This window comes from Streptomyces genisteinicus, from assembly GCF_014489615.1.
GTDB lineage: Bacteria > Actinomycetota > Actinomycetes > Streptomycetales > Streptomycetaceae > Streptomyces > Streptomyces genisteinicus.
Genome location: NZ_CP060825.1, coordinates 2,326,410 through 2,340,216 on the forward strand (window position 1 = coordinate 2,326,410; position 13,807 = coordinate 2,340,216).

General features: G+C 72.6%; 7 protein-coding genes. 2 read left to right on the forward strand and 5 right to left on the reverse strand.

Annotated features, from left to right (window positions below; all coding sequences use genetic code 11):
• Nucleotides 1-217 precede the first annotated feature (217 nt).
• From IAG43_RS10230 to IAG43_RS34950, 5 genes are all read right to left on the reverse strand, one after another.
• Nucleotides 218-2,347, reverse strand: coding sequence for a hypothetical protein (locus IAG43_RS10230; protein WP_246574218.1), 2,130 nt, complete (start codon nt 2,345-2,347; stop codon nt 218-220).
• Between the two features lie 159 nt (nt 2,348-2,506).
• A complete protein-coding gene (locus tag IAG43_RS10235; protein WP_187740442.1) occupies nt 2,507-3,991 on the reverse strand; it encodes a bifunctional cytidylyltransferase/SDR family oxidoreductase in 1,485 nt (494 codons plus the stop codon).
• Between the two features lie 229 nt (nt 3,992-4,220).
• Nucleotides 4,221-6,242 (reverse strand): glycosyltransferase family 4 protein, encoded by a 2,022-nt coding sequence (locus IAG43_RS10240; protein ID WP_187740443.1) that lies wholly within the window; start codon nt 6,240-6,242, stop codon nt 4,221-4,223.
• A gap of 280 nt (nt 6,243-6,522) precedes the next feature.
• Nucleotides 6,523-7,503 carry a UDP-glucose 4-epimerase GalE gene (galE, locus tag IAG43_RS10245; RefSeq protein ID WP_187740444.1) on the reverse strand — a complete coding sequence of 327 codons (981 nt, stop codon included), beginning with the start codon at nt 7,501-7,503 and terminating at the stop codon, nt 6,523-6,525.
• A gap of 56 nt (nt 7,504-7,559) precedes the next feature.
• Nucleotides 7,560-9,497, reverse strand: a complete 1,938-nt coding sequence (locus tag IAG43_RS34950) for a PIG-L family deacetylase (RefSeq protein WP_187740445.1) — start codon at nt 9,495-9,497, stop codon at nt 7,560-7,562.
• A 503-nt stretch (nt 9,498-10,000) separates the two neighbouring features.
• Between IAG43_RS34950 and IAG43_RS10255 the strand changes: the two genes are divergently transcribed.
• Both IAG43_RS10255 and IAG43_RS10260 read left to right on the forward strand, forming a co-directional pair.
• On the forward strand, nt 10,001-10,915 hold the full coding sequence (locus IAG43_RS10255; protein WP_246574221.1) for a hypothetical protein: 915 nt from the start codon (nt 10,001-10,003) through the stop codon (nt 10,913-10,915).
• Nucleotides 10,912-13,722, forward strand: a complete 2,811-nt coding sequence (locus IAG43_RS10260; protein ID WP_187740447.1) for a stealth conserved region 3 domain-containing protein — start codon at nt 10,912-10,914, stop codon at nt 13,720-13,722. Before IAG43_RS10255 ends, IAG43_RS10260 begins: the two co-directional genes overlap by 4 nt.
• Nucleotides 13,723-13,807 lie beyond the last annotated feature (85 nt).

A 13,807-nucleotide genomic window follows, 5' to 3' on the forward strand; every position in this document is an offset into this window, starting at 1 on the left:
CGAGAGCCTGCCGGGCGGGCCGGGGCCGCCGCTGAGGGCCATCCGGAGCACCCGCGCCCCACCCCGCCCGGGCGCATGCGGCGGCCCGGAGCACAGGACGGCCCGGCGGCGCCCCGGAAGGGGTGCCACCGGGCCGCCCCGGCGCCGGACGAGCGGGTCCGGCCGCCCCGGCGCCGGACCATGCGGGTCCAGCCGCCCCGGCGCCGGACCGTGCGGTTCAGGCCACCGCGGTGTCGTCCAGGCCGGCCGGGCTCTCGTCCAGTGCGGGCGAGGTCTCGTCGAAGCCGGGTGCGGCGTCGTCGAGTCCGGGCGCCTGCTCGGCGGCTGCCGCCGCGAGACGCTGCGCCACACCGGCGTTGCGCATCCCGGCCTTCTCGGCCAGCACGTCCACTGCCGCGCGGAACTGCTCGATCGACGTCGGCTCGTCCGGTCCGAGGAGGTACTCCTTCAGCTCCCGGCGTGCTCCGGCGCGGGCGTCGGAGGCCGGGTCGGAGACGGCTGCCAGCAGTTCGTCGAGCTCGACGGCGGCGTTGGAGAGCACCACAGCGGCACGGACGGCGGTGTTCTGGCGCCTGAACTCGCCCGCGCCCAGCCCGGCCGAGTCGGTGACCGCGTAGGGCTTGCCGCTGGCGATGAAGTCCGAGACGACGCTGGAGATGTCCGAGACCATGGCGTCCGACTCGTTGAAGCAGTCGTACAGCCGGGGCTCGGGCCCCTGGACGACGGTGTGCTCCCACCAGCCGAAGGAGCGCCAGTAGGCGGCGTTGCCCTCCTCCTTCAGCCGGGCGGTCTCCGCCTCGCGCACCGGGTCGACCTTCGCGTCGCGCGACTCCTCCGCCTCGTCGCGGCCGGACCGGGCGGCGCCCGCGATCTCGGCGAGGCGGGCGCGCACCCGCCCCAGCTCGGCGCGGGCGGCTTCGTGCCCGTCGGCGTGGGAGGCGGCCTCCTGCTGCCAGCGCGGCTCCTCGGCGCGTGCGGCCGACGCCTTCTCGATCATGGCGCAGATCCGCCGGTGCACGGCCCTGGCCTCGGGGTCCCGGGTGCCGGTGAAGGGGTGCGGCTTGTAGATCACCCGCACCGGGGAGTCGGCGTCGAGCAGGCGGCGGACGATGTTCTCGCCGGCCAGCAGCAGGGAGGTGTTGCCGGGGTTGTCGTCCCAGCCCTCCCAGGTGGGGGCGTAGAGCACGGTGGGGATGGGGTGGAGCGGGCGGCCGCCCCTGCCGTGTGCCGTCGCGATGGCGCCGAGCTGCGGGCGGCCCACCTCGACGATGTCCTCGTGGCGGACCCCGACGTCGGCGAGGGCGTAGCGGTCGCGGCCGGCCCGGCCCGCCGTCCACACCTCGTCGTAGACCTTGCTGAAGGGGTTCACACTGGCGAGCTTGTCGCTGTCGCCGTGGCCGATGAAGACGTGCTTCATCGTCGGCACCCGCAGCATGTGGATGTTCTTGCCGACGTTGGCCGCGTACAGCGCGACCCGGACGGAGGACAGGTCCAGGTTCATCAGGTGCACTCCGCCGGGGACGCAGAGCACGGGCAGCGACGTGGTGCCGAGCTGCGGGACGATGACCCGCTCGCGGAGCAGGATCAGCGGGCGTCCGCCGAGCCGCGCCATGGTCTCCAGCCACATGTTGACCTGGTAGGCCGAGTCCTTGGAGCCGGAGAAGTAGAGCATCACCGTGGGCCGGTACTCGCGCAGCCAGGCGTCCACGCCCTCGAGGACCTCCTGCTGCCGGGCGGGCAGCCGTGCGGCGCGCAGGTTCGGCAGCAGTGCGGCGATGTACGCGACGGCTCCCGCGAGGGTGAGCGCGAGGCCGGTGTACGCGAAGGCGTCGACTCCGGAGGCCAGGGTGACGAGGACGCCGGCGAACGCCAGGACGTCGAGGTGCAGCATCTTCTCCGCGCTGCGGTTCATCAGGCCGGGCCTGGGCGCCTGCGGGATCCGCACATGGCCGAGGTCGATGTTGCGGGTGACCACCGGGAGCCGGCGGCGCAGCCGGATCAGGGTGACGACGGCGCCGTGGGCCGCCTGGAGCCCGTAGAAGGCGAGGAGGCAAGCGACGGTCACGTAGAAGACGGATTCCTGCGCGTAGCCCATGCGGGCCATCAGCAGGATCAGCAGCAGCTGCCGCATGAGGAAGCGGATCGACAGCCCGGCCCTGACCTTGGCCAGCCGGTTGACGAGGTAGCTGGAACGCTGGTGCAGATAGGTGTCCGCCAGATAGGTCACGGCCACCGCGGCGGCGAAGAACCAGACACTGGGGATTATCGCCGCGAGCATGACGCAGGGGAATCCGAGCATCAGCAGCAGCGCGGCGGCCAGTTCAGGTCCGCTGCCCACGCGAGCCATCCGAATGGCTTGAGAAAACACGAAGAGACCGCTCCTGGGGATGTGTCGGTTTTTCCTTGCCGGGAATTTCCTGCGACGCGGCTGTGAGGGACCTGTGGAACGGGACCGGGCCTCCGCAAAGACCGCGGAGGCCCGATCACTTTCGGTCACCCGGCGGCGTCACTCATCTTCGTGCCGGTCCAGCAGGGACGCCAGCGCCTGCTCGAACCCGGAGCCCTCGCAGGCGTCGCGGGCCGGGTCCTGCTGGCGGACGTCGATGACGTGTCCGGTCAGCTCGGACAGCAGCACGTCGAGCGAGGTGCGGGCCACCGCCTCGGAGGACAGCAGGGAATCGGCGGGTTCGGTGCCGAACGCCTTGGTCCGCATCGGGGTGGCGGTCCGCTCCGGGTTCACGCAGTTCACCCGGATGCCGTCGGCGGCCCACTCGTCCGCGAGGGCCTGGGTGAGGTTCACCATGGCCGCCTTGGTCGAGGAGTAGAGGCTGTACTCGGCGCGGCCGCGGGTGTAGCTGCTGGAGGTGTAGAGCAGCAGCTGTCCGCCGGTCTCGGCGAGGTACTTGTGCGCGGCCCTGGCGATCTGCACCGGTGCGAGGTAGTTGACGTTCAGTGCTTCCTGGATCGCCGCGTCGTCCGTCTCGGCGAGCTTGCCGATCCGCAGGACGCCGGCGGTGTTGATCACGAAGTCGATCCGGCCGGTCTCCGCGTACGCCGTGGCCAGCGCCTTGTCGACCTGCTCCGGGTCCTCGACGTGGGTGCCGGTGGTGGACCGGCCCAGGGCGTAGACGTCGGCGCCGTAGGAGCGCGCGAGGTCGGCGATGTCCGCGCCGATGCCGTACGAACCGCCGAAGACGACCAGGGTCCGGCCGGTCAGCAGCTCCCGGTAGGCGTCCTCGTCGGCGGGGCTGGGGGCCGCGGTGGAGGCGAGCTGGAAGAGCTTGTCGGCGATGAAGACGTCGACCGGCTGGGTGACCTTCATGTTGTACTCGTCGCCCGCGACCACGTGGATCGGCACGTCGGGCAGGTACTTCAGCACGACCGAGCAGTCGTCGGTGGCCTGGAAGTTCGGGTCCTCGGCGGCGACCTCGTAGGCGCGGCGGATGGTCGACAGCTTGAACGCCTGCGGCGTCTGGCCCCGGCGCAGCCGGGCGCGGTCGGGCACGTCGGTGATGAACTCGCCGTCCTCGCCGTGGGTGCGGGTGACGATGATCGTGTCCGCGGACGGGATGGCGACGTCGACGGCCTGGTAGCGGTCGAGCGCGTCCACGCAGTCCCTGATGACGCGCTCGGAGAGCAGCGGCCGGACGGCGTCGTGGAAGAGGACGTTGCGGTCCTCCCCCTCGGCCAGGTCCTCGGAGAGGGCGGCGATGGCCCGCTCGGTGGTCTCGCTGCGGGTGGCCCCGCCCTCGATGACACGGGCGACCTTGGAGAGGCCGGCCTTGTCGACCATCCGCTCGACGTCGGAGACGTAGCCGGGGGCCATCATCACGAGCACGTCGTCGACCGAGTCCGCGTGTTCGAAAATGGCCAGCGTGTGCTCTATGACCGCCTTACCCGCAATCTTCAGCAACTGCTTGGGAATGGCCAGGCCCACGCGCTGGCCCGTCCCGCCGGCGAGGAGGACGGCTGTTGTTCGGGTTCTGGCCATGTGCTGCACCGTACAAGTGGACCAATCGTGCGGGGGCTGGGAACCAAAGTGATGCTGGCATTCCGGTTTACCGTCCCGCAAGACGACCGGCACCTTGCACACATTCGAATAAACCTGCTGTTCACCTGGGATTTCAGGGCGTGGCACCCGCATCGGAGGGGTGTCGCGAAGTGAGCGACGCCACAACTCAATGAGGGGTGAAATACCCCGCAGTCACACATTCCCCGCTCTACAGATCCACCACATTGAGTGCGAGATCGTTGGACAGCGTGTAGTAGACGTGCACACGGATCTTGGGGCGGGGTCTTCCCAGTATCCGCTTGGTCACCGCTCGTACGAGGTTTTCCTCACGGCGTTTGGGCATCACCGTGTGCGGAAAGGCGAAGCAGCGCTGTTTTCCGACGACATCGTCGAGAAGGCGGCCGATCCGTACCGGTTCCCCGCCGGGCGCGCAGCGGACGTGGAAGTCCCACACGTCGTGCGCGGTGGTCTGCGACGCCGCCGGCAGGGCCGAGGAGAAACGGAAGCGGAATCCGTCCTCGCCGACCCGTACGCCGGGCAGGACGATCTCGTCGCCCGCCCTCCCCCTGCGCCGCAGGACGAGTTCGGGCCGGCCCGTGATCGCCGCGGTGCCCATCATGCTGCCCTCGAAGGCGACCACGGGCCCGTCGATCCGCACGTCGGCGGCCTCGGCGTGCACCCGCCGGCGCCAGGCCCGCAGCATCAGCGCCCCGGCCTTCGCCTTGTCCTCGTACGGGAGCAGATGGCGCACCCCCGTACCGGGCACGACCCTCTCCGCCGCGTACAGGGCGCCGCGCTGGTCGACGACCCCGGCGGTCACCCTGCCCCGCCCGGCAGCGCCGTCGAGCTCCACGAACACGTTCCACACGCCCTCGGGGAAGTCCTCCGCCGCCGGGATCAGGGCTGATCCCGCCTCGTCGATCCCGTACGAGCGGACCTCCGTGCGCTCACCGGTGCGTGTGCACACCAGGCGGGCGCCGCGGTCGATGCCGGCGGGCAGCGGGGCGACGAGCGTCACCCGCAGCGAACCGTCGCGCGCCACGGTGCAGTCGGCGACCGGTGCCATGCCGGGGGCCGGCACACGCTCGGCGACCTCGGCGGCGAGTTCGCCGAAGAGCGCCTCGTACTGCTTGGTCACGACCCCCGGGTCGAAGCGGCGTGCGCCCTCCACCGCCGCGGCGGCCATCGAGCGGCGCAGCTCCTCGTCGTCGATGAGCGTCAGCAGGCCGCGCGCCACCGCGTCGGCGTCGCCCACCGGGACGAGCAGGCCGTCGACGCCGTCCCGGATGATTTCGCGCGGCCCGTAGTCGCAGTCGGTGCTCACCACCGGCACCCCGCAGCGCATCGCCTCGACGATCGTCATCCCGAACGACTCGTGGCGGGAGGTGGACACGGCGACGGCGCCCTTGGACCACTCGGGCTCGATCGGCGAGTACGCCCCCATCAGATGGACCCGGTTGTACAGCCCGAGCGCGGTGATGCGCTCCCAGAGCGGGTCGTGCCGGTCCCCGGAGCCGTAGATGCGCAGGGTCCACTCCGGCCGCCGGGCCGCGACCCGGGCGAACGCCTCGACGAGGACGTCGTACTGCTTCTCCCCGGAGAGCCGTCCGGCCGCCACGACCGTCCTGCTGCTGCCGTCCGACGGAGGCACCGACGGCTCCGGCACGCTGTTGGGGATCGACAGCACCCGGGTGGTGGGCAGCGGCATCTTCTCGCGCCACACCTGCGCGTCGCCCTCGGAGACGGTGACGAACGCGTCGAGCACGTCGAGGTGTTCGTACATCTCCTCGCGCAGGGCGGCCCGGTGGTGGTTGTGCGTCATGTGCTCCTGACCGATCCGGACGGCCGTGGCCGGGGCGAACCGGGCGACGCAGGCCACCAGACCGGGGCGGGTGCCGATCACCACGTCGGCGTCGCTGTCCGCGTAGTGGGCGCGGATGCGTTCGTCGGTGAGCAGGCTGTACTCCTTGTAGCGGGCCTCCGCGCGGGGGAACACGGCGGCGGGCCGGGAGTACAGCGGGTCCAGGAGGTCGGGGCTGCCGCTGCGGATGTCGACGAGGGGGACGACCGACAGGCGCGGGTCGAGGGCGAAGGCGGAGTCGTCGCGGTGGCGCAGGACCGACACGATCTCGACCTCGTGGCGATCGGCCAGTTCCTCCGCCAGGTTGAGGGTCGTGCGGATGGTGCCGCCGATCCCGTAGACCGTGTGGATGAGGAAGGAGATCTTCACCGGCGCTCCCGTTCACTCGGCTCCGGCACCGGCTGCCCGGGTGCGGCCCGGGCACGGTGGACGCGTGCCCGACGAAGCGCGGCCCACGCTATGCCCACACATGCGGAACAAGCCACATTCACACCCTTTCGGGTGATGTCGTGGCGAAGTGATCCGTGCTCCCTCCCGGCGGGGCGCGGAGAGGCGGGCACGGCTCGCGCCGCGTCCGGACGCACCGCGGCCCGCGGGCGCCGATGCGCACGCGGGCCGTCCGGGCGACCGGGTCCGGGCCCGGTCGGGGTCAGTGCTCCGGGGCGGGGTGCCGCAGGCGCCAGCCCTCCCAGGCGGAGGCGACCATGTCCCGGACGTCGTGACGGGCGCTCCAGCCGAGCTCCTTGCGGATCAGCTCGGCGGAGGCCACCACCCTGGCCGGGTCGCCCGCGCGGCGGGGCGCCACCTCGGCCTCGGCGTCGGTGCGGCCGCTGACCTCACGGATCAGCTCCACCATCTCCGCCACGGAGACGCCCTCGCCGCGGCCGATGTTGAGCACCAGGGCGGCGGCGGGGTCCTCCACGAGCCGGCGCGCGGCCGCGACGTGGGCGGAGGCGATGTCCTCGACGTGGATGTAGTCCCGGACGCAGGTGCCGTCCGGGGTGGGGTAGTCGTCGCCGAAGACCAGCGGCGGCCTGCCCTGGTCGAGCCGCTCGAACACCATCGGCACCAGGTTGAAGATCCCCGGGTCGCCGAGCTCCGCGGTCGCGGCGCCGGCCACGTTGAAGTACCGGAGCGAGGCGGTCGCCATGCCGTGCGCCCGTCCGGCGGCGGCCACCAGCCACTCGCCGGCCAGCTTGGTCTCCCCGTACGGGCTCATCGGGGCGCACGGGGTCTGCTCCGTCACCAGGTCGACGTCGGGCATCCCGTACACCGCGGCGGACGACGAGAACAGGAAGCGGCTCACACCGGCAGCGGCGGCGGCCTCCAGCAGCGTCTGGAGCCCGGTGACGTTCTCCCGGTAGTAGTGGAGGGGGCGCTCGACGGACTCGGCGACCTGCTTCTTGGCGGCCACGTGGACGATGCCCCTGACCTCGTGCTCGCGCAGCACCCGGTCCACCAGCTCGCGGTCGAGCACGGAGCCGCGCTCCAGCGGCACGCCGGCCGGGAGACGGGCGGGGTCGCCGGTGCTGAGGTCGTCGAGGACGACCACGCGCTCCCCGCCCTCGGTGAGGGCCTTCACCACGTGAGATCCGATGAAGCCCGCACCGCCAGTGATCATCCAGGTCATCCGCTCATTCTAGGAGACCCCCGTACGGCGGATGACCGCCGACGGTCCGGCCCCTCTCAGGCGCTGCCGCCGCCCTCGCGGATCCGGGTGACCACCGGGGTGCCGTCCAGGCCGAGGGCGACCATCACCGCCGGTCCGCCGCCCGGCGCGACGGCGGTCGTGGGGACGCCCTGCACGGGGGCCGCGGCGGACGGCACGGCCGCCCGGAGCACGGTGCCGTCGCCGTCCGGGCCGCCGACGGCACCGCCGCCGACCGCGATGCGCAGATCGGACGCCGTCGGACGCCGGCCGCCGACGAGGGCGACGCGGCCGTAGCCGGGGACCGGCCGCTCCGTCACCGTGGACCAGCGGGCGAGCCGCCCCGGGGCGAGGCGTTCGACGATCACCCGGTCGCTGGCGACGCGCCGGTAGCCGACCAGGACCGAGCCGTCAGCGGCGGTGACGGCGTCCGGCACGTCCCCGGGGCGGGCGACGAGCCGCCGGGACCCCCTCCTCAGCCGGCCGCGGACGCCGCGCTGCGCCCAGTGCTCCGTCCAGCCGGTCGAGGCGGCGAACAGGTGCACCCGGCCGTCGCCGTCGACCGCGGCCGCCAGCCCCTCCTGGACGTGCCCGCCGGGCAGCCGCCGCCACGCCGACCAGGTGCCGCCGGTGCCGAGCACCCGGGTGCTGACGCCCTTGTGCCCGTTGCGCACGAAGAGATGGACGCGGCCGTCGGCCCCGGTCACCGCGACCGGGGTTCCGGTCAGCCTGGTGCGCCGGGGCTCCGTCTCGGGGCTGCCCAGGCTCTGCCAGGTCCCTGCCGGACCGTCGCCGCGCGGCCGCTGCCGCAGCACCACGACCTCCCGGACGTTCTCTCGGTCGCCGGGGCCCAGCCCCGCGAACCGCAGCGCGAAGACCAGATGGTCCCCGCCGGCGGCCGTGGTCACCGCTATCGCGGGGGCCAGGTGTCCGCCGCCCAGGTCCTCCGGGTCCGCCGGGGTGCCGTCCGGCCGGCCCGACCAGCGCGCCAGGCGCGTGCCCAGCACCCCGTAGACCGTCGTGCGGCCGTCGTCGGCGTCGACGACGGCGCGCGGCCCGGCGGTCGGGTAGCGGCGGTGGGTGCTGCGCACCCAGCCCCGGTCCGAGGCCAGGACCCGGTCGCCGCCGATCGCGTAGTCGCCGCAGCCCGCGTCGTTCCCGCAGCCCCACGAGGGGTCGCCGCCGTACGCGTTGAGGTGGCGCGTCTTCAGGGCGACCGTCCGCGCGGGCAGGTTGTGCGGCCAGCGCTGGTTGTAGTAGCCGCGGTACGCCTCGGTCTGGAAGGCCGGCGCCCCGGCCGCGCCGTCGGGGCCCGCCGCCCACGCGGTGAGGGCGCGCCAGGCGAAGAGGGCGGCGGCCGTGTGGTCCGGGTGGTCGGAGTACCCGCGCTGGTCGCTGCCGCGGGGGTGCCGCCGGTCGTGCACCTGGGCGTCGGGGTCGGGGTCGAGCGTGCGTATCAGGGTGGGCCGGTAGCGGCGGAGCAGCGCCACCAGGGCCTCGACGAGTTCCCCGTGCCCGTAGGAGGAGGGGCCGCCCGCCGGCGAGCCGGGAGCGGGCTGGGTGGGGAGGCGGACCCCCGGCGTCCTCCACAGGTGGGTGAGGTTGACGGGCTTGCCGCCGGCCCGGGCATGCATGCGCAGGTTGAGGAAGACCAGGTCGACACGGCGGCCCAGGTGCTCCAGCCGGTTGAGCTCCGCCTCCCGGCCGCCGGGCAGCCGGACGGTCCCCCGCTCCCACGGGGTGAACAGCGGCAGGCCCATCATCTGGGCGTACGCCTGGCGCAGGCCCTGCTGGCGCGCGGAGACGTAGCCGGGGACGTCCGCCGCGGGGGCCGGCCTGCCGGGCACCTTGTTGACGCCGAAGGATCCCCCGTCCGTGATGTACACGGAGGTGACCGGGACACCGCTCTCGACGGTCTGCGCCACGTCGGGGTTCATGAAGAACAGGTCGTCGTCCGGGTGGGCGACGATCTGCATGACGCCTGCCGGGCCGGTCCGCGCGAAGGCCCGGCGTACCGTTGCGCCGGTCCGGCCGGCCGGTGTCCCGGAACCGCCGGCGGACGCGGGCGCGTCGGGGAGGAGAGGGCGGGGCGCCGTGGCGCAACCGCTCATCATGCCCGCCGCCGAGGCCGCCGCGACGGCGGCGAGTACGGCCCGCCGCGACGGTACGGAACAATGGGTGTCGATACGGCGAGCCATGTCTTCCTCTTCATGTCGGTGGCCGATCCCCCCGATCGGGCCACTGGTAAAGAGGAGAAAATTGACGACAGGTTTCACCTGGACGAGTGATCGCCGTCACATAAGGTTCGAATTATGAGTCAACTTGCCGATGATGCTCATTCTTGGCACCATGCGACGCTGACCATCAGATCTGAATGGAAGCCGGGAACGCTGTGAGTGACTCACTGCTGCCCTATGCGGTGGGCGCTGCCAAGCGTGCCCGCCGGGCCGCCGTACGTGTCCGACGTCGCGTCGAGCAATTGCACACCGTCCCCGCGATCGGTGGTGGAATCCGGCCGCGCGCACAGCTGAGGCCCGTCCACTACTCGGTCTCCAGCGGCAGAACCCTGAATTTCGCGGTGTCCGTCCCCGGCGGCGACATCGCGTCCGCCGATCTGCTGCTGTCCCACGGCACCAGCCGCGAGCGCGTCCCGCTGGAACGGGAGCCCCAGGCCGACGGCAGCCTGCTGCTCACCGCGACCGTGCCCCTGCGCCACCGCGACCGGCCCGGCCCCGGCACCCGCGGGCCCGTGCTCGGCACCGGCATCTGGCGGCTGACCGTGCTGCTCGCTGACGCCGCGGGGCAGACCCGCCGGGTCCGTGTCACGGCGGCGGCGAACGCGGAGATCTCGGACGGCCCCACCCTCACGTACTCCCCCTCCCCGGTGGACGGCACCGTCTTCCGGCCGGTCCGCTCCGTCGACGGCTTCGCCCTGCTGAAGGTCCGGCCCGCCCGGCCGCAGGCCGAGCTCACCTCCTTCGACCTGCGCTGGGACCGGGTGACCGTGCACGGCCGCCTCATCGGCCGGGAGCCGGACGGCACCGGCACGGCCGAGGCGGTGGTGCGCCGCGGCAGCCTGACCGCCACGGCGGAGCCCCGCTGGGACGGCGACCGCTTCACCTTCGACGTGCCGCTCCACCGCATGGGCGGCAACCGCGGCGCCTCCCGCACCTGGGACCTCTTCCTGCGGGTCGGCGGCAGCCGGCTCCGGATCGCCCGCCGGCTGACCGACGTCCGCCACCCCAAGCAGGTCTACCGCACCCCTTTCCGCATCATCGCCCTGGACAGCGGAGCCCTCCTGCGGGTGCACGCCCACGTCACCGCGGCGGGGGCGCTGACCGTCGCCTGCGCAGAACTCGAACCGGCGCCCCGAAGCACTGAGGACATCGCATGAAGATCACGTTTCTGCTCACCTGGGGCGACGAGATGGGCGGCACCGAGATGGCCGCCTACACCCAGGCGATCCACCTCGCGCCCCGCCACGAGGTCGAGGTCCTCAGCGTCTTCAAGACCCGCCAGGAACCGTTCTTCGCCGCGGCCAGGAAGGTCAAGCGGCGCTACCTGATCGACCGGACCGGCTCCACCGAGCGCCCGGTGCGCGCCTCGGCGCTGACCGCCGACGCGTGCCGCACGCTGGCCTCGCTCCCGAGCGAGATCATCAAGCCGTCCTGGGAGAGCACCTTCAACCGCCTCTCCGACGTGGAGCTGAAGCGGGAGCTGGCCGAACTGGACAGCGACATCCTGGTCAGCACCACACCGGCCCTGATGGCCGCCGTCGCCGAACTCACCCCCGCCCGGGTGATCACCGTGCACCAGGAGCACCGGGCCTCCCAGCTCCGCGGCGTCACCGGTGAACCCCTGCTCGTGTACGGGCCCATGCTCGACGCCCTGGTCTCGCTCACCGAGCGCACCAACGACTGGTTCGCCGACTCGCTCCAGGCCGCCGCGCCCGAGCTGGTCTTCATCCCCAACGCGGTGCCCGACGGCTACCGCCAGCGCTCCGACCTGGAGAGCAGGACGATCGTCCTGGCTGCCCGGATGACCCCGGAGAAGCAGCTGGACCACGCCATCAACGCGTTCCACAAGCTCCGCGACGACTTCCCGGACTGGACGCTGCGCATCTTCGGCGACGGCCCCCAGCTCGTCAGGCTGCGCCGTCTCGTCGAAGGGCTCGGCCTGCACTCGCACGTCGAACTCATGGGCCGCTCCGACCAGATGGAACAGGAGTGGGCCAAGGCCGCGCTCTGCCTGCTGCCCTCGCGCAACGAGGCGTTCCCGCTGGTGCTGCTGGAGGTGTTCGCCGCCGGTGTGCCGGTGATCGCCTACGACATCGTCACCGGCCCCGCCGAGATCATCCGCCACGACGTGGACGGCCTGCTCGTCCCCCCGGGCGACATCGACTCCCTCGCGTCGGCCATGTCCCGGCTGATGAGCGACGACGAGACGCGGCACGCCTTCGGCAGGGCCGCCCGTGCCGGGGTCGACGAGCGCTTCTCCGGCGAGAAGATCACCGCCCAGTGGGAGGAGCTCTTCGAGCGCCTCCTCGCCGGCCGCGACAAGCCCGAGCGGCTCGCCGCGCGCGCCGACCGCACCGCGCTGCGCATCGCCGAGGGCGGCACCAAGAGCTTCAGCGTCGCCGCCCCCGTCTCCCACCTCGCGAACTCCGCCGACGAGCAGAAGGCCCGCGAGGTCCTCATCCAGGCGCAGGACCGGTCCCTGATCCGCTCCGCCGGCCGCCTGGCCGAGGAGCGCAACGACATAAACGGACCGACCATGGCCGATCTCAACCTGGAGATCACGGCCGGGGCCTTCGAGAGCGCGGGCGTCCCCTTCGTCCTCGTCCGCAACGACGGCGTCCCGCACCTGCTCGCCGTGCCGGTCGAGCGGCGCGCGGACGCGCTGCGCGCGCTGGCCACCGAGCTGGCGGGCCAGCCGGTCTACGGCGAGCTGATCACGCCGCGCGGCGCCGCCCCCGGCGCGGTGCTCGCCGAACGCCTCGAAGGCGTCGGCGACATCGCCGGCGTGCGGGTCTTCAAGCCGGTGACGAGCCCGAGCCGCACCCTGCGCTACGGGCCCGCCTACGGCTGCACCGTCGAGTTCTGGGACGAGGACGAGGACGGCTGGCGCAACAGCCCCCGGTCCGCGACGCTCCTCGGCCGCAGGCTGCCCTCGCTGGAGGCCACGGCCAAGATCCAGGTCGGCGAGCACGCCTACCCGACGCTGAGCCAGTTCACCAAGAAGCTGATGTGGGACGTCGACTTCCCCGTCGACGTCGTCTACACCTGGGTCGACGACACCGACCCGGCCTGGCGCGAGCGGCGCGACGCCGTCCGCCGGCGCATGGACATGCCCGTCGACGACGCGGACAGCGGCGACGTCCGCTTCCGCAACCGCGACGAACTGCGGTACTCGCTGCGGTCGCTGGCGATGTTCGCGCCGTGGGTGCGGACCGTCTACCTGGTGACGGACGACCAGACGCCCTCCTGGCTCGACACCGACCAGCCAGGCATCGAGGTCGTCAGCCACCGGGACATCTTCACCGACCCCGAGTGGCTGCCGACGTTCAACTCGCACGCCATCGAGAGCCAGCTGCACCGCATCGAGGGCCTCTCGGAGCACTTCCTCTACCTCAACGACGACGTGTTCATCGGGCGTCCGCTGACGGCGAGTTCGTTCTTCATGAGCAACGGGCTGGCGAAGCTGTTCCGTTCGCCGACCGCGGTCCCGCCGAGCGACCCGTCGCCGGACGACGAGGGCTACTTCGCCGCCGCCAAGAACAACCGGGGCCTGCTGGAGGAGGCGTTCGGGCGGGTCGCCACCCACGGCTTCCTGCACGCCCCGCACCCGCTGCGCCGCAGTGTGCTGGCGGAGATCGCCGAGCGGTTCCCCGAGGAGGTGTCGGCCACCGCCCGCAACCCGTTCCGCGCGAACACGGACCTGTCCCTCACCTCGTCGCTGCACCACCACTACGGCTACCTCACCGGCCGTTCGGTGCCCGCCCTGATCTCGTGCAGCTACATCAACGTCGGCAACTACGAGCACCACACCGTGCTCAGCCGGCTGCTGGCCTCCCGGAGCCACGACGTGTTCTGCATCGGCGAGTCGGCGGACGCCGAGGTGCCGGTCGACGAGCAGGACCGCGTGCTGCGCGCGTTCCTGAACGCCTACTACCCGGTCCGCTCGCGCTTCGAGCGCGACTGACCACGGCGGCGCCCCACGGCTGAGGGGGCCTGCACCGTCCGCCGGACGGTGCAGGCCCCCTCAGCCGTGCCGGGGAGAGCCGGCG